The organism is Paenibacillus sp. MT124, assembly GCF_058792755.1.
This window is the reverse complement of record NZ_CM179500.1, coordinates 1486771-1509639: the sequence shown is the minus strand read 5'-3', so window position 1 is coordinate 1509639 and position 22869 is coordinate 1486771. Positions and strand designations below refer to the sequence as shown.

General features: G+C 46.4%; 21 protein-coding genes and 1 pseudogene. 10 read left to right on the top strand and 12 right to left on the bottom strand.

Going from position 1 to position 22869, the window contains the following annotated elements; genetic code table 11:
- Window positions 1-140: 140 nt before the first annotated feature.
- Window positions 141-467 carry a hypothetical protein gene (locus AC3RCI_RS06960; RefSeq protein WP_492528162.1) on the bottom strand — a complete coding sequence of 109 codons (327 nt, stop codon included), beginning with the start codon at window positions 465-467 and terminating at the stop codon, window positions 141-143.
- Window positions 468-730: 263 nt separating this feature from the next.
- Window positions 731-1447: a class I SAM-dependent methyltransferase gene (locus tag AC3RCI_RS06955; protein ID WP_336781023.1), complete on the bottom strand. Its 717-nt coding sequence runs from the start codon at window positions 1445-1447 to the stop codon at window positions 731-733.
- Window positions 1448-1765: 318 nt separating this feature from the next.
- Here AC3RCI_RS06955 and AC3RCI_RS06950 point away from each other — a divergent pair, with 318 nt between their 5' ends.
- Both AC3RCI_RS06950 and AC3RCI_RS06945 read left to right on the top strand, forming a co-directional pair.
- On the top strand, window positions 1766-2008 hold the full coding sequence (locus AC3RCI_RS06950) for a (4Fe-4S)-binding protein (RefSeq protein ID WP_095360570.1): 243 nt from the start codon (window positions 1766-1768) through the stop codon (window positions 2006-2008).
- A 2-nt stretch (window positions 2009-2010) separates the two neighbouring features.
- Window positions 2011-2289 carry a GNAT family N-acetyltransferase gene (locus tag AC3RCI_RS06945; protein WP_095360571.1) on the top strand — a complete coding sequence of 93 codons (279 nt, stop codon included), beginning with the start codon at window positions 2011-2013 and terminating at the stop codon, window positions 2287-2289.
- 328 nt (window positions 2290-2617) lie between these two features.
- Here AC3RCI_RS06945 and AC3RCI_RS06940 read toward each other — a convergent pair whose 3' ends face one another.
- The 3 genes and pseudogenes from AC3RCI_RS06940 to AC3RCI_RS06930 form a co-directional block, all read right to left on the bottom strand.
- Window positions 2618-2821 (bottom strand): hypothetical protein, encoded by a 204-nt coding sequence (locus AC3RCI_RS06940; RefSeq protein ID WP_492471752.1) that lies wholly within the window; start codon window positions 2819-2821, stop codon window positions 2618-2620.
- A gap of 246 nt (window positions 2822-3067) precedes the next feature.
- Window positions 3068-3229 (bottom strand): annotated as a pseudogene (locus AC3RCI_RS06935) (maltose acetyltransferase domain-containing protein); the annotation flags it as partial.
- Between the two features lie 89 nt (window positions 3230-3318).
- Entirely contained in the window at window positions 3319-4695 is a 1377-nt protein-coding gene (locus AC3RCI_RS06930) for an MATE family efflux transporter (protein ID WP_492528161.1), read from the bottom strand.
- A 119-nt stretch (window positions 4696-4814) separates the two neighbouring features.
- Here AC3RCI_RS06930 and AC3RCI_RS06925 point away from each other — a divergent pair, with 119 nt between their 5' ends.
- On the top strand, window positions 4815-5693 hold the full coding sequence (locus tag AC3RCI_RS06925; RefSeq protein WP_336781027.1) for a helix-turn-helix transcriptional regulator: 879 nt from the start codon (window positions 4815-4817) through the stop codon (window positions 5691-5693).
- Between the two features lie 141 nt (window positions 5694-5834).
- On the opposite strand, the gene AC3RCI_RS06920 is transcribed toward AC3RCI_RS06925, so the two are convergent.
- From AC3RCI_RS06920 to AC3RCI_RS06910, 3 genes are all read right to left on the bottom strand, one after another.
- Window positions 5835-6308 (bottom strand): HIT family protein, encoded by a 474-nt coding sequence (locus AC3RCI_RS06920; protein ID WP_492528159.1) that lies wholly within the window; start codon window positions 6306-6308, stop codon window positions 5835-5837.
- 2 nt (window positions 6309-6310) lie between these two features.
- Complete coding sequence (locus AC3RCI_RS06915) at window positions 6311-6565, bottom strand: hypothetical protein (protein ID WP_492528157.1); 255 nt, start codon at window positions 6563-6565, stop codon at window positions 6311-6313.
- A 234-nt stretch (window positions 6566-6799) separates the two neighbouring features.
- Entirely contained in the window at window positions 6800-7903 is a 1104-nt protein-coding gene (locus tag AC3RCI_RS06910) for a M23 family metallopeptidase (protein ID WP_492528155.1), read from the bottom strand.
- Window positions 7904-8193: 290 nt separating this feature from the next.
- Here AC3RCI_RS06910 and AC3RCI_RS06905 point away from each other — a divergent pair, with 290 nt between their 5' ends.
- From AC3RCI_RS06905 to thrS, 3 genes are all read left to right on the top strand, one after another.
- On the top strand, window positions 8194-8955 hold the full coding sequence (locus AC3RCI_RS06905; protein WP_492528153.1) for a response regulator transcription factor: 762 nt from the start codon (window positions 8194-8196) through the stop codon (window positions 8953-8955).
- Window positions 8952-10718 carry a sensor histidine kinase gene (locus AC3RCI_RS06900; RefSeq protein WP_492528152.1) on the top strand — a complete coding sequence of 589 codons (1767 nt, stop codon included), beginning with the start codon at window positions 8952-8954 and terminating at the stop codon, window positions 10716-10718. The genes AC3RCI_RS06905 and AC3RCI_RS06900 overlap by 4 nt, the downstream gene beginning before the upstream one ends.
- 473 nt (window positions 10719-11191) lie before the next feature.
- Complete coding sequence (gene thrS, locus AC3RCI_RS06895) at window positions 11192-13123, top strand: threonine--tRNA ligase (RefSeq protein WP_492528150.1); 1932 nt, start codon at window positions 11192-11194, stop codon at window positions 13121-13123.
- Window positions 13124-13235: 112 nt separating this feature from the next.
- On the opposite strand, the gene AC3RCI_RS06890 is transcribed toward thrS, so the two are convergent.
- Entirely contained in the window at window positions 13236-14099 is an 864-nt protein-coding gene (locus AC3RCI_RS06890; RefSeq protein ID WP_492528148.1) for an SDR family oxidoreductase, read from the bottom strand.
- Between the two features lie 137 nt (window positions 14100-14236).
- Here AC3RCI_RS06890 and AC3RCI_RS06885 point away from each other — a divergent pair, with 137 nt between their 5' ends.
- Window positions 14237-14734 (top strand): hypothetical protein, encoded by a 498-nt coding sequence (locus AC3RCI_RS06885; protein WP_492528146.1) that lies wholly within the window; start codon window positions 14237-14239, stop codon window positions 14732-14734.
- Window positions 14735-14788: 54 nt separating this feature from the next.
- On the top strand, window positions 14789-15520 hold the full coding sequence (locus AC3RCI_RS06880) for an MBL fold metallo-hydrolase (protein WP_492528145.1): 732 nt from the start codon (window positions 14789-14791) through the stop codon (window positions 15518-15520).
- Window positions 15521-15690: 170 nt separating this feature from the next.
- Here AC3RCI_RS06880 and AC3RCI_RS06875 read toward each other — a convergent pair whose 3' ends face one another.
- Entirely contained in the window at window positions 15691-16899 is a 1209-nt protein-coding gene (locus AC3RCI_RS06875; RefSeq protein WP_492528143.1) for a PQQ-dependent sugar dehydrogenase, read from the bottom strand.
- A gap of 324 nt (window positions 16900-17223) precedes the next feature.
- On the opposite strand from AC3RCI_RS06875, the gene AC3RCI_RS06870 reads away from it, so the two are divergent.
- Window positions 17224-18312, top strand: coding sequence for a M24 family metallopeptidase (locus tag AC3RCI_RS06870; RefSeq protein WP_336781037.1), 1089 nt, complete (start codon window positions 17224-17226; stop codon window positions 18310-18312).
- Window positions 18313-18442: 130 nt separating this feature from the next.
- On the opposite strand, the gene AC3RCI_RS06865 is transcribed toward AC3RCI_RS06870, so the two are convergent.
- Both AC3RCI_RS06865 and AC3RCI_RS06860 read right to left on the bottom strand, forming a co-directional pair.
- Complete coding sequence (locus AC3RCI_RS06865; protein WP_492528141.1) at window positions 18443-19126, bottom strand: queuosine precursor transporter; 684 nt, start codon at window positions 19124-19126, stop codon at window positions 18443-18445.
- Window positions 19127-19342: 216 nt separating this feature from the next.
- The gene (locus tag AC3RCI_RS06860; RefSeq protein ID WP_153977398.1) at window positions 19343-20740 is read right to left on the bottom strand and encodes an L-cystine transporter; all 1398 of its coding nucleotides are present in this window, start codon (window positions 20738-20740) and stop codon (window positions 19343-19345) included.
- Window positions 20741-21075: 335 nt separating this feature from the next.
- Here AC3RCI_RS06860 and AC3RCI_RS06855 point away from each other — a divergent pair, with 335 nt between their 5' ends.
- Complete coding sequence (locus AC3RCI_RS06855; protein WP_154892542.1) at window positions 21076-22776, top strand: methyl-accepting chemotaxis protein; 1701 nt, start codon at window positions 21076-21078, stop codon at window positions 22774-22776.
- Window positions 22777-22869: the final 93 nt, after the last annotated feature.

The window sequence follows — 22869 nt, the reverse complement described above, 5'->3', positions numbered from 1 at the left end:
TAACCTTGACAAGAAAAGAATCCACAACAAAAATATTACCATATTATTCAAGTAGAATGTGGATTAAACCAGACCCTTTTATGATTAAAACAGCCAATCACAACGATCGGCTGCTTTCTTGTTGTTATTGAGTTCAGAATCTAGCCAACATATTTAAGAATAAGCTGGTATATGGCTATCGAAAACCCCAAAATACTTGCTTTCACTTTAGCAGGATGATTTCTTTTACTGCCAAATAAATAAAGAAACATCATTATAAATCCTATAGGAATCCATAGCTGAAAGAAACCTTTTGATGTGTAAATTGGAATAATGGTAGTACTGAATAAAAAGTAAAAAAATACTGTAAAACGTCTTGTTTCTAATTGTTTGCTCCACCTTACTAATAAGAAAATAATAACTATTAAGATAATCGTGATGTGTAAAGGGGGAATAAGTATCGTAACGTTTCCAAATGTCAAATCCATTTTTGCGTTGCCCTCCTTTTTTCACCTACTCATGCTCTTCTTTCATTGCTTTCAGCATCTAAATCATGAAGCATCCATTATATCAGAATTAGAACCATTTATTGTATAATATTAGGAAACAAATATTCCTATCACCATTAAATTATAATTAAAGCATACATGGTAAAAATGACAAAAGCAGCCGATCTTGTTGATCTGCTGCTTTTGTCGTATAAAAGGCGCTATCCTTTTTAGCGATCACTATAATTGCGCTTTTCATAACTCTATTTTACGCAATGAAAAATAAAAGATCGACTTTCAGAATTTGCGTATTTAAATTCCCAATCCCCAAATGTTTCAATTTTCGAAAAACCGGCTTGTTTCAATGACTCATCCAATTCTTCTTGCTTTCGAAATCGTATCTGCATTTTTTCATGAACGAGGACTTCGTTTGTTTTTGTATTTTTCACAGTTTCATAGAACGTATAGACATCTTGCTCAAACCCCTCATATTCTGTATAGATTTCAAGTGGGTCTCCACTTAGCCTGTCTTTGGCTACATCCGGACTCATATCCTTCTCCCACTCTTCCCACACTTTTACCAGAGGATTTCTTGTATCAAAAATAAAGTGACCGCCAGCTTTAAGGGATCGGAATACGTCTGAGATCACTTGTTTCCAACTATCATCTGTAAGAAATACCTGTGCAACATTGGCTGTCATAATAACCGCGTCATACGTATTGGTTTGTAAATTGGAGCTGTCTCCTACAATCCAGTCCACATGGCCTGAATCATCCTTACTTCTCGCCAGTTTAATCGCTTCTTCATGGGGATCAATAGCTGTGATTGTATATCCATTTTGAGCAAGATGTGTAGTCCACCTTCCTGTTCCACAGCCTAAGTCAGCTATAGACTCCACCTTCAATCTCTTAAGCAATGCAAGGAAAAATTCATCATCTTTTCCCCAAAGGTTAATCTGGTCATATACTAATGGAATCATAAATGTTGTTTCCCACTTTCTATATCGTTTTTTGCGATGATTCTGGATATTACATAAGTATAAACGGATATTCCTGAAAGGGTTCATTTTATCTGCCCGTTAGATGAATTAAAGCAACCCATAACCACGAATGCACCCAAACATTAGAAGAACCGTCACGTTGACTAATCCCTATTTCCTCATTATAATTCGGACATCGAGAGCCAAGCCAAAAATTGCTGGCCACGGTTGCCAATGCCATGTCGGTTCAGAAGATTCGCTTTCGAAGTATGAATCTTGTCTATAAACAAAATCAAAAGTGAAAGATGTGAATGAACGATGAGTAAACAGAAGTTGTACTATGGTAAAGATATCGAAGTCATGTTTGATTCTGAGGTATGCATTCATTCCGGTATTTGCGTTAAGGGCCTCCCTGGTGTATTTGATTTGAGCAAACGTCCTTGGGTTAATCCCGATGGCGATACTTCAGAGGCCATTGCCCGGCATATTGACACATGTCCAAGCGGAGCACTGACGTATAAACGTCTGGACGATGAATATCTAACAAGGAAAGAGGGATGAACATGCATCATGTAGAACATGAACCTGCTAACAAAAGATTTCTTATTCAAGATAATGGCGACATTGCTGCGGTCATGACGTATGTAATCTCAAGTCCGGAGCTGTACATTATTGATCACACTTTGGTTGAAAATGCTTACCGGGGACAAGGGCTTGGCGACAAGTTGCTCAAAGCTATGGTGGAATACGCGCGCGAAAACGGTATTAAGATTTTACCTTTGTGCCCGTTTGCTAAGGGACGTTTTGACCGCATCCCTGAATATGCGGATGTTCTCAATTAATAACGATTGAATGATGTCCATAATATGAAGAGCCTGAGAGTACGAGATTTCTTCGTTTCTCTCAGGCTCTTTTGCATTAACTGCTCCTGTCATTTTGGTGAGCATCTTCATGAAAGTAATGTTCAAATTGTTTTTTCATTCGATTTGCTACCACGTGGGTGGAACGCGAATACACAATGGCTGATATGACAAAATACAGAGAGACTATTGTAATAATAAAATAAATGATAACCAACGGAAAACTCCTCTCTAACAGATGGATGTTCGAAAATCCTCTGGTTCTATATGGCTTTTAGATAAGCCGTAATCTAAACGATTGTCCACTCTTTTACCATTCAACTTGATCAAAACGCATATCTTTATAGTAGAACTCTTTATCATGATCCGTAATCTCACGAAGAACTTTGCATGGATTTCCAACAGCAATTACATTCGCAGGAATATCCTTGGTTACTACACTCCCAGCACCGATGACACTCCCTTTACCAATCGTGACTCCTGGTACAATAATCGCTCCGCTCCCGACCCACACCCCATCCTCAATGACCACGGGTAATGCAAACATCCCGCCTTCTTTGCGCTTTTCCGGGTGTACAGGATGATTCGTTACAGCAATCGTAACATTCGGGCCAAACATGACATCGTTACCAATGGTAACTTTGTAGTCATCAACCACCGTTAGATTGAAGTTAATATACACATTATTTCCTACAGTCGTATTGGAACCGTATGACATGCGAATGGGAGGCTCCAACCATACATGTTCTCCGATACTTCCAAAAAGTTGTTTCATTAACATTTTTCGTTTTTCAACATCATCCGGATGCAATTGATTAATTTCATAGCATATCGCCTTACCACGCTGGCGTGCTTTTGCCAACTCCTCAGCCTCTTTCGGATAATTAGCATCATCATCGGTGAATAATTGCTTGCTGGCCATTCGTTCTTGAATATTCATACTATATTCTCCTTTATACTTGCGTTAGATTTATTAAAGTAACCTTGCGAACCTCTCCGTTTTGATCAGGTTTAGGCAAAGTTTCTGGTTAGATTATTCAGCCACTTATACTGTCGGTATCGCATTAAAGCAATGGGTAGTTTAATGATCTCGTCTAAGCTGATGAAGGTATACAGTAGAATCGGCGGTACATGCCACACAAATGCACTTAGGTAACTAAGCGGCAGAATGATGAACCACATGACAACGGTGTCACACCAAAATCCGAATTTGGAGTCCCCACCAGCCGTGAATATACCCGCTATCGTTGTAGAGTTTATCGATTTGGCTATACAATAATACGCACTAATGTACAGCATGCCATCGAGGTAACTTTGAGCCGTGGGATTCAAATTTGCAACGGAATATACGAACGGTTTAATGAGCAGAATCATGCAGCCGGCAATCACTCCAAACCATAAAGCATAAAAACACATTTTGTTGCCCGCATATTTTGCTTTCTCCAATTCACCTTGTCCCAAATACTTTCCAACAAGTACAGAGCCCCCAGTAGCGATGCCTCCACAGAGAACCACTGCCAGATTTTTAACGACAGACGCTATTGAATTTGCGGCTACCAGATCGGAGTTCACATGGCCTATTATTGCAGCAGTAGCGGTAAGTGCCCCTCCCCAAACCATATAATTCCCCTGCACAGGCAGCATATACTTCAAGAAATCTCTTAATAGATTACGTTGGATGCTGTCACGTACAGGCAACCGAAAACGTATGTGGCCTTTGATTATGGAGTGAAGTATGCAGCAGGTTAGTTCAACAACCCTCGCTAATACCGTGGCAAGCGCAACCGCTGATATGGCCACTTCGGGTCTGGATGGGAATAATACAAAAATGCAAATGGCATTGAGCAAAATGTTTAAAATCAATCCTACGGAACTAATCCACGCACTAAGTTTTGCATTCTCCATACTTCGAATCACACTGAGATACATCTGTGATATTCCCATCACAAGATAAGAAAAGGAATTCATTTGTAAAAACCTTGAGCCGTATTGAATCAGTTCGGCATCATTGGTGAACAAACGCATAAGTGTATCCGTCAGAAAGAAGGAAGATAAGAAAAACAAAATGGAGACACCAAAGGAAAACATACACGCGATGCTCAAAATGCGCTGTATGATCGAAGTATCCTTCTTCCCCCAGTATTGCGCAGTGAGGATACTTGCTCCCGCAGACATTCCCATGTAAAACAAGGATAATGCAAAAGTAATTTGCCCTGCGAGTGATACAGCTGACATTGCAGATTGACTAATCATCCCCAGCATAAGTACATCAACAGATATTACGGTTGCTGATATTAAATTTTGTAACGCAATGGGAATGACGAGCGTCATTAACTCCCGATTAAAATCACGATTGCCAGATCCCAGATGTTGAATGCGGTTTCTCACCTATATCCTGTCCTCTCGGCTGATTTCACAATATAAGGATAGGATAGTATCGTTGTTGTTTCCATTAATATTGGCTATAATTTTATAAAAATCGTATATTTCAAAGGACGGTCTCTTTGATGACAAATTTAGAGGTGTTTTCTGATTTATCCGAACGTTTGGATTATAACCTTCCTGATCTACCGCTCTATGTCCGGAAAGGAAGCCTACATCAATTTAACAATTATGCAGCAGTAGCGCACTGGCATGTGGACATCGAGTTTATCTATGTATTGCAAGGATCGATGGATTTCTCTGTTAATGGAACTATTACTCGATTGCATCAAGGTGATGGACTTTTTGTGAATAGCCAGCGTTTGCATTACGGTTATTCTCTTGCAGACCAAAACGATTGTGTATTTCTTGTCGTCGTCATTCATCCCTCTATCCTTGGCGAGAAGACTTCATATATTCAATCCTACTGGGGAGAAAAGTTTGGTTTAACGATGGCTGATTTTCTAGTTCTCACAGCTGAGGTGGATTGGCAACGAGACACATTACTGTCCATTCAAGAAATCTATCAGGAAATGCATAAAGAACATACTCCTCTCAATCCGCTTCGTCTGGCATCGCAAGCTTTATCATTGTGTGCAACAATAGGAGATCATTTACAACCAAGCACTGGGCAACCTGGAGTATTGATGCATGTTCAAGAAATGACGCGTTTCATTCATCAAAACTATGATCAAAAAATAACGCTTGAGGAGATCGCATCTGCAGGAGCCGTCTGCAGAAGTCGGTGCTGTACATTGTTTAACAAGTATGTAGGCCAGACACCCAATAATTATGTCACTCAATATCGCCTTCAAAAAAGTTGCGAAATGTTAAAAGAGACACAACGATCCATAAGTGAAATTGCACTTGCCTGCGGTTTTCAGAGTGCCAGTTATTTTTCATCGATTTTCCGCAAACAGATGGGGGTAGTTCCACAACATTATCGAAAACAAGCTAACGAATAACCACCCCAACGTGAAACAGGTAAATAAAAAGACACTCAACATGCTACGAATGTAAAGACCGGATCGAAGATACAGAAACAGCACCGTATCCTCCGTTTAAGAAGAACATGGTGCTGTATAACCGCATGAAGACTCATGACCTTAGATGTTTTCCTTGATCCAATAACGCAACTTATCAGCATAGAATGAGCGCTCTTCTGGATCAGACTGTGAACCCTTCGACAGATAAAGTTGATCATTCCTATATCTAGGGTAAACATGGAGATGGTAATGCCACACGTCTTGATTGCCGGCTGGTTCATTATGTTGCCTTGTAGAAATCCCCTCACATCCATATGTACTCTTCATCGCAATTGCTGTAAGCTGGGCCGCGCGGTGAATCTCGGCAGCGTAATCTGCAGGCAGTTCATAGATGTTCTCGAAATGTTGATTGGGCACGATAAGAACATGTCCTTTATTGTTTGGCCACCATTTGCCCGCTATAAATGCGGTTACCTTTTCATTCTGATAGATGATATCCCTTTGTTTTGTTCCCTGGTCAGGTCTCTCGATACCCCAAATACAGCAAAATGGACATTCGTATCCTTCGGGCTTGTGTGAAAATACCGCTGTCATCTCTACTTCCCAACCCTGCTATCTTCATTAATCTTTTGTTTATATCGAATTATGGCGAGAGGCAGATTAATTATTCCAAGAGTGAAAGAAGATGCAATGGATATCCATTGAGGTATTGTAAGATAATCATTCGGTTTTCCGTCTCCTACAGGTCCTGCTTTGGGTTGGTAGCTATCCCACCATTCATATAAGAAACCAACAACAGGTGCTAATATGCAAACTACACTTGCAGCGATATGTAACACATACTTGTTCAATCTTAACCCCTCCGTTTCATGCATTCATGTCTAGAGCTCTGTTTACATTATATGTAATCTAAAAGTTGAAAGTCACACTAACCTGCACATCTGCTCAACATAAAGACAGCCGACCCATTAGCCGACCGCCTGCATGAATTATATGTTTCAAGCTAAGATCACGATTCCATAAGCTCTATTTTATTAAATCGGGGATGACCCCCATCCACTTCTCCTACGAACAAATACACCCATTTATTCAGGAAGGCCCTGGAACGTGTTCCCACGTGTCAGTACCTGGCTCTGATCTGCCCAGCGGATCTGAATCGAACGGGAAGTGAACAGATCAGGTCCGTCTGAGACTTGAAAATGCAGATGCGCCTCACTGGAGTTACCGGAATTACCAAGCTGCCCGATGAGATCTCCCTGCTTGACTTTATCCCCCGTTTTTACGGCTGCACTCCCTTCCTTGAGATGTGCCGTGATGCTGTATTCCCCATTTCCATGATCGATGACGACAACATTCCCTGCCGGCTCTTCAGCATTCATCACGCCTGGCGTGTTATCCGGAATGTCATTTTTGACTTCAATAACCGTCCCATCTGCAGCTGCATAGAGCGGCTCACCAAAAGCATAATAGTTTTCATTCACAGCGGCCTCCCCTTGATAACTTGAATCTTCCTTCGTGCGAATAATGTCCACTGCGTAACGCTGCGTTTCATGCGCATAATGATAATTGGACATCACATCATTTCCTCCCCAGAACACGAACCATTCCCCCTTCATAGGAAACTGAAATTCGGTCTTGGTAAATGCCTTGTCCGTCTCCTCATGCGTTTCAAGTGGCTGGATTAACAGCCCGTCAATCTGATGATCCTCGGCAAAATAGGCCTGTATTCCTCTGGTCCCCGTCTGATCCTTCCAGGAATGCTCCATCAGGTTGTTCATTTTGACTTTCGTAACCTGTTCCCAGGAAGTGACCCCCTCGGTGAAGCTGTCCACAGACGTCTTAAACTCTTCCAACGATATCGTTTCCTTCAGTTCCGGGCTCATTTGATTATAAATGTCCTCCTTCGAACCATTCATCAATGTATCTATGAAATGTTCAGGTGTAATCATCACGTCCTCCTCTACTGAGTTCGTCTCTTCTTTATTGGTGTTTTCTGCTGCCGGCGCCTCACTGGATGTCTGTTCTGCTGACGGCCGTTCCCTCTGGTCAGATGATTCTGTAGTGCCGCAGGCAGACAAGAGCACACACGCACCAAGTACTGCGGCAACCAGCTTCCAGCTCCTATGATTTCTCCAAAAGTCTTTTTGCAGAGCATAATCTGCTTTCATCCGATTTTTTTGAATGGACATTTTGGCCCGCTTCCTGTTTCCCGTATGAATTCTATTCACTTCCCTGCACCCCTTCTGTAGAACGCTATCTTTCCAGTCCAGTGTACAAAACCAATCTTATCCTCCGTCTAACCTCCTCTTACGTCTATCATAACTTTGAGGCATGCTGCTTCTTCATAATTAAGATTCTGTTAAGGTTACCGGCACACTGCTCCGCCCTTCTGAATGGTATGATAGACCAAATAGACCAAAGCAGATGAACATAAGGAACCACTAATGTAATCATAAAAATCAGGAGGATCTCTTACGTCATGGATAACGTTTCAATCCTGCTTGTTGATGATGAACAGGCGATTTTACATATGTTAAGAACGGTTCTGCTCAAAGAACAATTCGTAGATATTGACACGGTCACCACAGGTGAAGAAGCGATTGCCGCTTGTGAAAAGAAAACCTATCACTGCATCGTGCTGGACGTCATGCTGCCAGGCAGAAGCGGGCTCGAAATTTGTCCATTTCTGCGCCAATTGACCGATGCACCGATTCTCTTTTTAACCGCCAAAACAACCGATTATGACAAGTTGACCGGCTTCGCGGTTGGGGGAGACGATTATGTTGTTAAACCGTTTAATCCACTTGAAGTGGTCGCACGAATGAAATCACTGCTGAAGCGGTATTTGCCCAGACAGACAGAATCAGGTAGACAACTTCCGAATCATGACGTAAATACGTCACCATCTTCCCCGCAGGAAGGGATCTATGATTACGGACGCTTTCAGTTGAACGAACACGCGGGTGAACTCAGGGTCGATGGTCAGCTGGTAGGCTGTCCGGCTCTGGTGTATCAGCTGCTGCTCTTTTTCTGCAAACACCCCAATCGCATCTTCACCAAATCCGAATTGTACGAGCGGGTATGGGAATCGGAGGCCATCCGTGACGACAATACGGTCATGGTTCATATTCACCGAATCCGTGAGCGTATTGAAGCCGATCCCTCCAGGCCTGAACTGCTGGTGAATGTCCGTGGTTTGGGATATAAGCTCGTTCTGCCCGAGGCGGAGCTCCGAAGATGAGCATACGCCGCAGATTGATGACACGATTCATTGGCCTGCTTGCGGGTGCTGTAATTCTGATCCTGGTTCTCGGTGGAAGTATCGCATATTGGGTCATCCAACAGTTGAATGAAGCCAGCCTTGTTGACGATTTTGCCTCTGTCGGGCTCGAACAGCTAGTCAGCACCGCAGAGATTTTGCCGGACGGTACCGTACAATATGATCCCGCACTGCTAAAGCGTGTGGAGGAGAACAACGGCTGGCTTCAGGTTCTCGATGAGCAAGGCCGTGTGGTGGATGCCTTTCACACCCCTTCCGATGTCCCGAATCACTATAAACCCGGACAACTTCTATCCTATTGGGAGGGGAAAAAGCCCTTTCCCTACCAGCTCTATCTGCTCATTCGGGAAAGAAAGGGGATCAACTTCACCCTGCTGTACGGGGAGAGCAATCAGGCGGTAACGATTTTGGATCATATCTACACCGATGGAAGCTATGCCAACGGCAAGCTTGTACTGCCCTCCGAGCAGCAGGACATCCTTCGCTCGGCGGACGCCTATCTTGAGATTTTGGATGAGCAGGGACATGTCCTTACTTCTTTCAACAAGCCTGCAATGGGCACACCGGACAGCTACAGCATTCAGGACCTGATTTTGCGCACACGATACCCCACCAGGTACGGAATAACCACAGTAACCATCTATGATGAACAGGATCAATTGACCTGGATGCTGAGTGTTCCTCTTGCGAGCAGTCCGGCAGGCATGAACGAGAATCCCTTCGGTTTTATTTTTGGTCCTGCCCTGGCTGCACTTCTGGTATCCATCATCATCCTGCTTGTGCTGCTTGCATTCTGGTATGCCAATCGCTTCGGTTATCCCATGCTGCATATGCTTCAATGGCTCCAGCGGCTTGAACGTGGACACTACGAAGAGCCGGCTGGCACCCGGGGCAAGCCACGCAGCCAGAAGCATAACGGAAAATGGCGTCAAAAATATCGGGTATATGCGGAAGTGCTGCACTCTATCCAGTCGTTGTCGAGCACACTTAAACGTGATGAAGAACTCCGCAAACAGACCGACTCTCTGCGCGAGGAGTGGATTGCTGGGATAACTCATGATCTGAAGACACCCCTGTCCTCCATCCAGGGATATGCGCACATGCTGGAAGCCGAGAAATACAACTGGAGCTCCGAAGAAATACGGGAATTTGCAGGCATCATGCTGGATAAATCCATGTACATGGACCGGCTGGTGAACGACCTGTCCATGACATACCGGCTGCGCAGCGGTGGATACCAACTCCCTATTGAACAAACAGACGTAAATGCGCTACTTCAGGATCTTATACATCGTGCCGAGCGTAACCCGGCTTATGGAGAAGGCCGTATTACATTCCAACCTGCCACAGTCGCAGTGCATGGTTATGTACATATCCCGTCCTTCGAACGAATTGTCGATAATCTCACCGCCAACGCCCTGCTGCACAATCCACCAGAGACGAAGCTGACCATTCGTGTTGAGCCAGGTGAGCAGACCGGTGACTTCCTCATTCAATTTGCCGATGATGGCCGCGGAATGGATCAGGAGACGGTATGGAGGCTGTTCGAACGATACTATCGCGGCACGGATACGGCGACATCCGATGTCGGATCAGGCCTTGGCATGGCGGTAACCAAAGGGCTGATTGAGGCGATGAAAGGCCGAATCGAAGTTCAATCCCATCCGGACCAGGGAACCACTATACGTTTGATTTTTGATCATCATTCGAATAAAGCTAAATAAAACTCCGCTTGACCTTTTGATTTTCAGTCTATATAATTGACACTCAATAACACCTGTTCCAATATATTGATATGGATCTCAAGTTCTTTTCACTTCAAATGAACTGACAATAACGTTGCATATTGGCGATGACCAGAGACATGATTTCGTTTGCGTGCTGCCCAGAGAGAGAGGGGATTGGTGAAACCTTCTTCAGCGAACGGAGCGGAATTACCCCTCTGCAGCCGTGGCCTCGAACCTCAGCTTGGCGGACTTTCGATGAAAGTTTCGTCCGGTTGTCAGTAGAGTTCACCGCCTGATCCCCGATAACGGATCCCAATGAGGGTTATGATGTTTCCTGTTTTGCGGCGGCTGGCCGATGCAGGGAATATCATAACCAAATTAGGGTGGAACCACGAGCTGAGCGCACTCGTCCCTTTTCCGGGACGGGTGTTTTTTTGCGCTTCCATTTCAAACATTGGAGAGTGGTTTGCATGAGTAATCAACAAGGTAACCCTATTGAGATTCGCCTTCAAGGTGGAGCAGTTCGTTCGTACGAGGCAGGCATAAGTGTCGGAGAAGTCGCTTCGTCCATTAGTACTAGCTTGGGTAAACAGGCCATCGGAGGCATTGTGGACGGTGTAAACGTCGATCTGGATATGAAGCTTGAACAGGACTGCGAACTCGTCATTGTTACACTGGACAGCGAGGAAGGACTGTATCGTTATCGTCATAGTTCTGCGCATGTGCTCGCCCAGGCCCTCAAGCGGATCTACGGTGCGGAACAAGTCAAATTGGGGATTGGCCCCGTCATTGAAGATGGCTTTTATTACGATGTGGATCTGGAGCATGCCTTGTCCATCAGTGATCTGGCTGCCATTGAGCGGGAAATGAACAAGATTGTACAAGAGAATGTGAAGATCAGCCGCCGGGTGGTTAGCCGTGAGGAAGCCCTTCGCTTGTTCGAAGAGATTCAGGATCCGTATAAACTTGAACTGATCCATGATTTGCCGCAGGATGCGGAGCTTTCGATCTATGATCAAGGGGAGTTTTTTGATCTGTGCCGTGGCCCACATCTTCCGTCCACTGGCCGGATCAAAGCCTTCAAGCTGCTGAATGTGGCAGGGGCTTACTGGCGGGGCGATTCGAACAACAAAATGCTGCAGCGAATCTACGGCACTGCCTTTCCGAGCAAAGCACAGCTGGACGATCACCTGCACATGCTGGAGGAAGCCAAGAAGCGGGATCATCGCAAGCTCGGCAAAGAGCTGGGGCTGTTCATGTTCTCGGAAGAAGCGCCGGGTATGCCCTTCTATCTCCCGAAAGGCATGACTGTCCGTACAGAGCTGGAGCAATTCTCACGCGAGCTGCAGCTGCAGGAAGGGTATCAGGAGGTTCGAACTCCGCTGATGATGAACAATCGTCTGTGGGAGCAATCCGGTCATTGGGAGCACTATAAGGACAATATGTATTTCTCAGAAGTGGATGACGCTACGTTTGCACTGAAGCCGATGAACTGCCCGGGGCATATGCTGATTTTTAAAAATTCACTTCATTCCTATCGTGAGCTTCCCATTCGCATGATGGAATTCGGCCAGGTTCACCGTCATGAATTCTCGGGTGCGCTAAACGGCATGATGCGGGTACGGACATTTTGTCAGGATGATGCTCATCTCTACGTCATGCCGGAACAGATCGAGGAAGAGATCAACCAGGCGATTTCCCTGATCGGACGCATGTACGATATTTTTGGTTTTGAATACACAATTGAGCTATCTACTCGTCCCGAAGACTCGATGGGGTCGGAAGAGCTATGGGATCAGGCGGAACGTGCGCTGCAAAATGTACTGGATCGGCGCGGTGTGAAATACCGCATCAATGAAGGAGACGGAGCCTTTTATGGACCGAAGATTGACTTCCATATTCTCGATGCGCTGAAACGCAGCTGGCAGTGTGGAACAATCCAGCTTGATTTTCAAATGCCGGAGAAATTCGACCTCACTTATGTTGGCGAGGACAGCCTGAAACACCGTCCGGTCGTGATCCATCGTGCCATCTACGGCTCCATTGATCGCTTCATTGGCATTCTGACTGAGCATTATGCGGGTGCTTTTCCACTCTGGCTCGCTCCGGTTCAGGTGAAGCTGCTCCCGGTATCCGATCACTATGCGGATTATGCGCTGCAGGTACAGAGTCAATTGCGAGCAGCAGGCATTCGGGTTGAAACGGATCTGCGCAGCGAGAAGCTGGGGTACAAAATTCGTGAAGCTCAGATGGAAAAAGTGCCTTACTCGCTCGTGCTCGGGGAAAATGAGAAAAACGCCCTGTCTGCCTCTGTCCGCGCATACGGTCAGGGAGATCAAGGCGTTCAGGGCATTGAAGCATTCATCCAGGAAGTACAGCAAGCCGTGCAAGCAAAAGCCTAAAATGTCTATCCTAGCGAGTTAAAGCAGATGATATAAGCAGATGAGTGTACTATGATCACCTTTGATCATTTACTGAGATGAAGAACCGGTTCTGCACCTCAGCTTGGACTCATCACAATTTTTCATCAGGCTTTAGCCCAACCTGCTGTTCGCTCCATGTCCAGAAACGTTCAGTCACCGCATCATCGACGGCATGTGCTTTAAGCTTCTGCTCTTTCTTTTGATAAAAGTAGCGTCCTGTAATTTCTGCTACTTCCGGGCTGGTGGCCAAATAAATCGCCGTTTGGGCCCCTTCCTCGGGTGACAGGAAAAAAGGAAGCTTGCCGATCAATGCCATGATACGTGTACCAAAACCGGTATTACGATCCACGCCGATGCTTGTTCCAACTGCGCCAGGATGCAGACAATTCACCGTAACTCGGCTACTCGCCACTTTGCGGGACAGCGCACGGGTGAACAGTACGTTGGCCAGCTTGGACTGGGCATAGCTTTTAATCGGGTTATAGCCCTTCTTGAGATGCGGGTCGTCGAAGTGAATCCTGCCTGCTTTGTACGCACCGGATGAAACATTCACGACTCTTCCCTGCTCCGCAGCCTGCAAAGGCTGGATCAAGAGCAATGTGAGCAGAAAATGTCCCAGATGGTTAATGCCAATGCTCTGCTCAAAACCATCCGAGGTCTCCTGTCTTTTCAGCATGACCACGCCGGCGTTATTCACCAAAACGTCAAGCGTACTGTAGCGTTCGCGGAAGGAGCGGGCAAAATGGCGGATGCTCTGGATGGAACCCAGATCACACAGCATTAGCTCAATAGCAGTAGAGCCTGACTCACGCAGGGCCTCTTGCAGAGCCTGCTGTCCGCGCTTCTCGCTGCGGCAGGCCATAATCACCCTATAGCCTTGCCTTGCAAGTTGAATGGTGGTTGCTAGCCCCATGCCGGAATTTGCTCCGGTTACAATGGCTGTTTTCATGGACATCGGATACTTCCCTTCTGAACCTAGGTTCAATGATTGGATGAATGGACAGAATCCTACCCCCATTGGAAAAGAGGCACTCCGAGTAACAATGTGAGATAATGAAGTTATCACATCTTGGTTTCCATGGGAGGACAGGTATGCTGACCAAAGACGATTTTAAAAAAATTAAAAAAGAAGCAAAGCTTGAAATCGCAGTTCTGGAACAAGAGTATCATCATATGGGACAGGAACTCGATTCACCGCAATGGGACCAACGTAAACATCGAAGATATGCATCCCTTGTCATTGAATGCTGCTCCATTCTTGAACACATGTTAAAACAGCTGTATCAGAGCATCTATCAAAAAAAGTTTAATTCGACCGAGCTGATGAAAACTCCTGCTAACCGTGCACGGTCCAATATGGAGATCCTACAGGCCGAATTAAATAAACTACAGATCGCCCTGAAACCTGGGAAAGAAAACATGGAACATGCTCTCAGTCAGGTCTTCCAGGCGAGGAACAAGCTCATTCTTGAGAATTTCTCCTTTGACTCCATCGTCAAGGAAGGCATGCAGGCTGAGGAAACCTTTGAAGCGATGCTGGATACGATCCAGAAGTACAGAAAACACTTAAAATATCTTCGTCCAGAATAAGCACAAGCCATATCATCCAAAAAAGGAGGTGGACCGGACTCGATCCGGAAACCTATGACTAATCCGACAACAGATTTTACTGTGCTGCATCTCAATATCCCTACACCTTCAGGAAACAGCCCAATCTACCCTGTCATGCTGCGCGATGAGGACGGCATCACCCTCGTGGACACAGGCATGATCGGCCAATTCGAGGGTTTGGAGTCTGCACTGGAGCAGGAAGGCGTACAGCTGGCTGATATCAAACGCATCATTTTGACACATCAGGACATTGACCATATCGGTAATCTGGGTGCCCTTCTGGATGCGATACCTGGACTTGAGGTCTGGGCACATGCAGATGAGATTCCTTATATTAAAGGTGAAAAGCCATTGATCAAGTTCACGCCTGAACGCAGAGCCATGCTTCCCGCACCTGTGCTTGCCCAGGCTGATCAGCTCCTCTCCCAGCTGCCTGAGATCGAGATCAGCAGAGTTTTGGAAGATGGGGACATGCTGCCGCTTCAAGGCGGAATTCAGGTCATCCATACCCCTGGACATACCCCGGGGCATATCTGCCTGTACTTCCGTGAATCGGAATTCCTGCTGGCTGCCGACGAACTGCGTGTCGTGGATGATGAACTGGTCGGACCTGCACCGCCTGCAACACCGGACATGCCCGAAGCGCTGAGAAGTTTGAAAAGACTGACCGGCCTGAAACTGAACAAAGTGCTCTGTTACCACGGCGGCGAATACACTAATGAACCAAGCACACATATCGCCAAACTTGCAGAAAGCGCAGATTAACTGGCAGTATTCATCTTCTATGTGCTTCCATATATAAAGCAATCAAGGGGCTGTCCCAAAGTCATGAACTTGGCGGGACGCCCCTTTTTCTCTTTTAACGAACAGAATTCGGGTTCTAATAGATGCATGCTTGAGCTCCAATATTAGTAATGGAACGCGGATGCATCAGCTCAACTCTCCGGTGTAAGCACAATGATGTGGTCGTCCCCATCCCTCGGAGTTCCTCTTCCGTCCCGATTGTTCGTCAGGATATATAACTTCCCGTCCTCTCCTGAAGTCACGTTTCGAATGCGTCCCCACTCATCTTCAAAAATGGGCTCCACCTTCTCCACTTGTGTACCATCCTCGGACAGGGTAATATGCAGCAATTGCTCGCCTCTCAGGTTAGCCGCAAGCAATGAACCCGCCCACGGTCCTTCCTCTATAAAAGCAATACCCGATGGTGCCCATGTATCGTCACCACTATGAGTGATCGGAGCCCGGTAGGTACCATTGTCATCCTCATCGCCTTCAACTTCAGGCCAGCCATAGTTCTCCCCTGCTTCAATCCGGTTAATCTCATCGTAGTTACGCTGACCGTGCTCGGTAGCATAGAGGTACTTATTATCCGGATTCCATGCAAGACCCTGGGCATTGCGGTGTCCCATGCTGTATACAGGGGAATTCGGCCACGGGTTATCTGCAGGGATCGATCCGTCGAGACCAATCCGCAATATTTTGCCACCCAAGCTGTTCTGGTCCTGTGCGAGTTCCGGTTCATAACGTTCACCGGTTGTAATGTAGAGCATGTTGTCCGGACCAATCTTAATGCGTCCTCCATTATGATTGGTCCCGCCAGGGATGTTACCCAGCAATTCCTTGTCGATCACGGCTTGATCTCCATTCACCTTCAAGCGCAATACCCGATTTGCGATCTCGTTCCCTTCAAGGTAGGAATGGTAGGCGTAGAGATAACCGTTATTCTCAAAGTCCGGATCTGCAGCCAGACCGAGCAAGCCCCCTTCTCCCTCTTCATTGAACGGAGCCTCAAACGCAATAAGTGGTTCGGTTTGCAATTCTCCATCCTTAATGACCCGTATCGTTCCAGGACGCTCCGTAACCAACATTCGTCCGTCTGGCACGCTTACCAGTTCCCATGGTGCGTTTAGTCCAGTGGCCAGGACCGAAGCCTGATAAGGGATAACCGCATTCTCCTGTGTTCCTTCTTCCCCAGTACTCGCCTTGTCATTGCCTCCATTTGCTGTCTCTCCCTGACCTGTGCCTTGACCTTGAGACACCTGCTGCGATTCTGTGGAAGGATCGCCTGAAGCACAGGCCGTCAGCAGTGCCATACTTAACAGCGAAGCGTATAGTGGAACACTTACTCGGTTATTCATCATCTCATCTCCTTCTATTAAATTAGTGTAGTTCGAATCTATCAAATGCTGCTGCGATATGTTCAAGGATATTTATTCTCCGTATCTGTCCTTCTATCGGAATCTCTATCGGTATCTCTATTTGTATCAGATTCTGGGTCGTTATTTGTACCGTTATCTTTCAACCATTCTCAACGGCTTTTCGCCCTGTATTTACCCCTCTCCATATTCGCCTAAACGGGAAATTGACCACAATAAATGGAGCTTCTCCGTCACTCCCTTTGGCATTTTTCAATATTCTTCTATAATAGAAGGATAGAAAGAACTGAAAGGTGGAGCTATACACATATGAATCAAAGCCCGTTATCCCGTCTGGAAGCTGATCTGTCTGCACAAGGATTGGACGCCATGCTGATTACAGATCCGAAACATATCTACTATTTAACTGGTTTTGCAAGCAACCCGCATGAACGTTTTCTCGGTCTTGTTCTCGCCCGTGGCGAGGAACCTTTACTGATTGTGCCTGCCCTGGACGCTGAAGCTGCAGCAGCCGCCTCCTCGGTAACCCGTATCGCAACTCATACCGATACCGACAATCCCTATGCATTATTCGAACGTTATCAGGGACGCCTCGGCCGGATGGGCCTTGAAAAAGAATATGTCACCGTTGCGCGTTACGAGCAGCTGACCGCTGCCCTTGGTGCAGTCAAGTTCGAGGATGTCGGTCCTCTGCTCCGTACACTGCGCGTCAAGAAGACACCGGACGAAGTTGCCCGCATCCGCCATGCCATTCATCTTATTGAAGAAACCCTGCGCCTGGGACTGTCCCATGTACGCTCAGGCGTAACCGAGATTGAACTGGTCGCTGAAATGGAATATCAGATGAAGAAACTGGGTGCAGATGGTCCCTCCTTCGATACCATGGTGCTTACCGGACCCAAGACAGGTCTGCCGCATGGTACACCGGGTGAACGCAAGCTGCAGCATGGCGACTTGCTGATGTTTGATATGGGCGTATACGCTGCAGGGTATGCATCTGATATTACGCGTACCTTTGCTTTTGGTGACATTTCTCCTGAACTGAAAACCATCTACAATACCGTGCTTGCCGCAAACGAAGCTGCCATTCGTGCAGTTAAGCCAGGCGTGGCCTGTGCCGATATTGACCGTGCAGCACGTCAAGTGACGGAAGATGCCGGATACGGCGAACGATTTATGCACCGTGTTGGACACGGTCTGGGAATTGATGTGCACGAGTATCCTTCCCTGCATGGACAGAATATGGATCTTCTGCAGGAAGGCACCGTATTCACGATTGAACCAGGCATCTATACCCCTGCAGGTGGAGTACGAATTGAGGACGATGTTCTTGTCACAGATGCCGGAGTTGAAGTGCTGACTTCCTATCCAAAAGAACTGCAGATCCTGACAGACTAACCTTTAAGGTATGCAATTAAAAATAACCCGCGAAACCATATCCATATGGTTTGCGGGTTATTCTCGTTATAAGACTTGTTACGCTGCTAACAAGCATACTCGAATGAATACGGATGTAGACGAGATCGGATTAGACTTCATCCTTGATTTTAAAATTACGCGCTGCGTATATAAACGGCGTACCCACCGCAGTCAACACGAATTTGATAATGTACGTTGTCAAGAAGATTTCGAGCCAGACATCCCATGGGTAGATAAATGCAAATGCAATCGTGCAGAATACGAGTGTATCCACAAAGGAACTGACGATCGAGCTGCCGTTTGTACGAATCCACAACTGATTGCGTCCAGGTGCCATCTTGCGCAGCATACTGAACAATCGCACATCCAGGAACTGGCTAATGAAGTACGCTGTCAGACTTCCGAGTGCCAGACGCGGCAGCAGTCCGAACAAGGTTTCCATTGAATCCTGGGCAAAGTCCGTCGGTGCCGGTTCGAAGAAGATGACCATCTGCATCAGTACTGTCGTCATGATTAGCGTGAAGAATCCGAACCATACGGCCTTCCGCGCTTCACCCGATCCATACTTCTCATTGAGAAGATCACTGGTCAGGTACATGCTGACATACATCGTATTACCAAGCGTCAGTACAATCCCCATAATATCTATCGTTTTGGTCACCTGAATGTTGGCTATAACCGTAGCGACACCAATCCAGGCATACAGACCCTTTTTACCGAACAGACGGTAACACAATAGGAAAAAACCATACGTTACGAGAACAAAAAGTGCTCCCCAACCCAAATTAAACATAAATACATACACTGCCTTCCTAGTTTTGATTACGCGGGATGGTTACGAACCGCGGTCTGGCCTGGGCCAAAACATGAATACTCTATCACATTTCCCATCCATTGAACAGCACTAAATAAAGACAATCTCCGATCAAGTTAAAAAGCCGCCCTACGGGTAACCCGTAGAACGGCTAATTTTGGCTTATTGCTGTGCATAAGCCATCCAAAGTCCGGATTATACTTGAACAGCGGAATCCAGATCACGGCTTTGATCATTGAATGTATCCTGGTCATTCTCTTTCAGGATTTTACTGGATACGAGACCAGCGGTCATCGAATCGTTCACGTTCAGTGCCGTACGCCCCATGTCGATCAGCGGCTCAACCGAGATCAGCAAACCTGCGAGTGCGACTGGCAGGTTCATCGTGGACAATACGATCAGGGAAGCGAAGGTTGCCCCGCCGCCTACACCGGCTACGCCGAATGAACTGATCACGACAACCAGGATCAGCGTAATGATGAAGTCCCAGCTCATCGGGTCGATACCGACCGTAGGAGCAATCATCACCGCCAGCATGGCCGGATAGATCCCGGCGCAGCCGTTTTGACCAATGGTCGCCCCGAAGCTTGCCGAGAGATTCGCAATACCTTCGGATACGCCCAATTTCTTCGTCTGTGTCTCCACGTTAAGCGGGATTGCCGCTGCACTTGAACGGGATGTGAAGGCAAATACCAGGGTTGGCAGAACCTTTTTCACATACGTCAACGGATTGAAGCCGAACAGCGCGATAATAATCAGGTGGATGATAAACATCACAATCAAGGCAACGTAGGAAGCAATGACGAATTTGATGAGTTTCAGGATTTCATCCGGATTCGTGGTGGCCGTTACTTTCGTAATGAGCGCCAGAATCCCGTATGGAGTCAGCCTGAGCACCAGGGTTACGATCCGCATGACTACAGCATATACCGCATTCACCATGCCTCGGAACGTTTCCGCCTGCTGTGGTTTTTTGCGATCCAGTCCAAGTACTGCCACACCAATAAATGCCGAGAAGATAACAACAGCAAGGGTAGACGTGCGGCGTTCACCGGTCATATCTGCAAATGGATTGGAAGGAATGAATTCCAGCACCTGCTGCGGAATCGTCTGATCCTGTACATCAACAAGACGTTCCTCCATCTTCTGCCCCTGCGCGAGCTCTCTGTCCCCGCCTTCGATCTCAATGGAAGTCAGGTTGAAGCTCAGACTTGTTACGATACTTACACTTGCCGCAATAGCCGTCGTAATGAGCAGGATCGCAATGATCGAGAAGCTCATTTTGCCGAGGTTTTGCTTGCCTTTCAAATTCATGATGGCCGAAATAATGGAAACCATGATAAGAGGAATCACGACCATCTGCAGCAATTTAACATATCCTGAACCGACGAGATTAAACCAATCAACAGACTTGGCAACAATGTCAGAATTAGACGAGTATATCAGTTGAAGAATGACGCCATACACAACCCCGATTCCCAGACCCGCGAATACACGCTTGGTAAAGGAAATATGTTTCTTTTGCATCCAATACAGGACGCCTAGAAGAACGAGCATAATCACTACGTTCAGAATGACTAGAAAAGTATCCATCTTGTAAATCCTCCTCAGAATGTGCATACCGATTGAACGGTTTTTTTCTATTCGCTTTATGCGACATTGAACAATATATCATATATCAAACTATTCTGGTAGGTATTAATTGATATTATGTAATATGCATGTAATACATTCAAGAATTTCTGAAAAAAATTCACCGTTTAATGAAAATTCTTCTATTCAACCCCCGGTTAATTTTGTAATATAGGTATATCCGCTTATTCCCAAGTTTTCTCAACGTGAAAATTAGGCCTTTTTTCGTTGGTATATAGTCTTACGATACGGAAAAGCGACAAATGTTAATGAACATGACGTGAAAGGATGATCCTATGTTTCGTAATCGTACGGTTGCCGGCAAAATTAGAGGCACGCTGTTCCTCGTTCTACTGGTCGCTTCCCTGTTGTTTAGTATCAGTTTCTATGCTGTATCCATGAATATTATGCAGAGCTATGTGCTTCCACAGTTCGACAAGGTCCTGAACACGTCCATCCAGGATATATATAAGAACGTCTCCTCCTCCAAGATTTTGCAGGTGCAGAGTGGCGGTGCGGGTTCTGAAGGTGCTGCTCTGACGGTTGAATCCTATTTAGCTGAAAAAGCAAAGGAACATAACTTGGATGCATCCTACGTTGTATCCATCCAGGAAGGCAAAGCGACGGTTGTCATTGCTAACGCAGCCTCAGAAATGAAAGCCGGAGATGAAATCAGCGTGCAATCCGCGATGAATACGGCAGTAGAAAGCAAAGAAATGGTTATCAGTGACGTTTATTCCGATTCCTTCGGCGTACATAAAGCAGCCTTTATTCCGATTGCGGGCAGCAATATGATCATGGCAGTAAGTATGGATGCCCAGTTCATTCAGGATAAAAACGTTCAGATCTTCTGGTTATGCCTGGGTATCACAGCACTCGTCTTCGTGCTCGGTTGGCTGATCTCAGCCAGCATGATTAAAAGAGTAACCAAACCGATCATCCAGCTCGTACAACACAGCAAACAGATTTCCCAAGGTGACCTGACCGCCCAGCTGCAAATCAAGGGCAAAGATGAAATTGCTCAGCTCGCGGCAAGCTTCCAAACGATGACCCACAATTTGAAGGAAATGATCAGCCGTGCACTGTCTACCTCCAATGAAGTGGTTCAAGGCTCCGATGATCTGTTAAGACGGGTGGAGTCCATGTCCGGTATGGTCAAAAACTCCAGCCGCTCTGCGGAAGACGCGGAGAAAGGCAGTGTGACCATTGCTTCAAGCGCGGCCGAGAATGCGAGAGCCATGGAAGAAATTACGCAGGGCATCATGCATATCGCCTCTTCTGCTGCTGAAGTATCCGAGCAGATTGGTGAAGCTGCAAATGAAGCCGTCAACGGTAACCGTCTCGCACAGGATGCCGTGCAGCAAATGGAACGTGTCGGCCAGACGGCAAACGAGTCACTGCGTTACGTGGAGACGATGAATGAGCGTTCCATAGCGATTGGCACGATTGTTACCTCCATTTTTGAAATTACGAAGCAGATCAACATGTTATCCCTTAATGCTTCCATTGAAGCAGCACGTGCCGGAGAGCATGGCCGGGGATTCGCTGTCGTAGCAGGTGAAGTCCGCAAGCTGGCGGAACAGTCCAAAACAGCCACGGAAGAAATCGCCGATTATCTCGGAACCATTCGCGAGGATGCGGAACGTTCGGTGAGTGCCATGAACCGGGTTACTCAGGAAATCGGGTCTGGAACCCATGTCGTTCAACAAGCGGGAACGGCCTTCCAGCAGCTGAACGAACTGATCCAGAACGTCAACCTGACCATCCAGACCGTCTCTGCTTCCACAGAGGAAGTCTCAGCAGGCGCAGAGGAAGTTAGTGCATCCGTTGAAGAGACGGCACAGATTACATCCAGATCACGCGAGAGCATGCAGCAGATTGCTTCAACCGCCGAGCATCAGCTCAGTGAGATGGATTCCCACTCGGGTACGGTTCGTCATCTGCATGAACAGGCCATGGAACTGCAGTCTGCGATGAAAAAATTCAAAATTAACTAAAATAACAATCCAGGTATAACATTAAACCATCATTCCCTTACGTGAACCACAATTAAACCACAGACAAGCAAATACCCCCATATGTAACAGCAG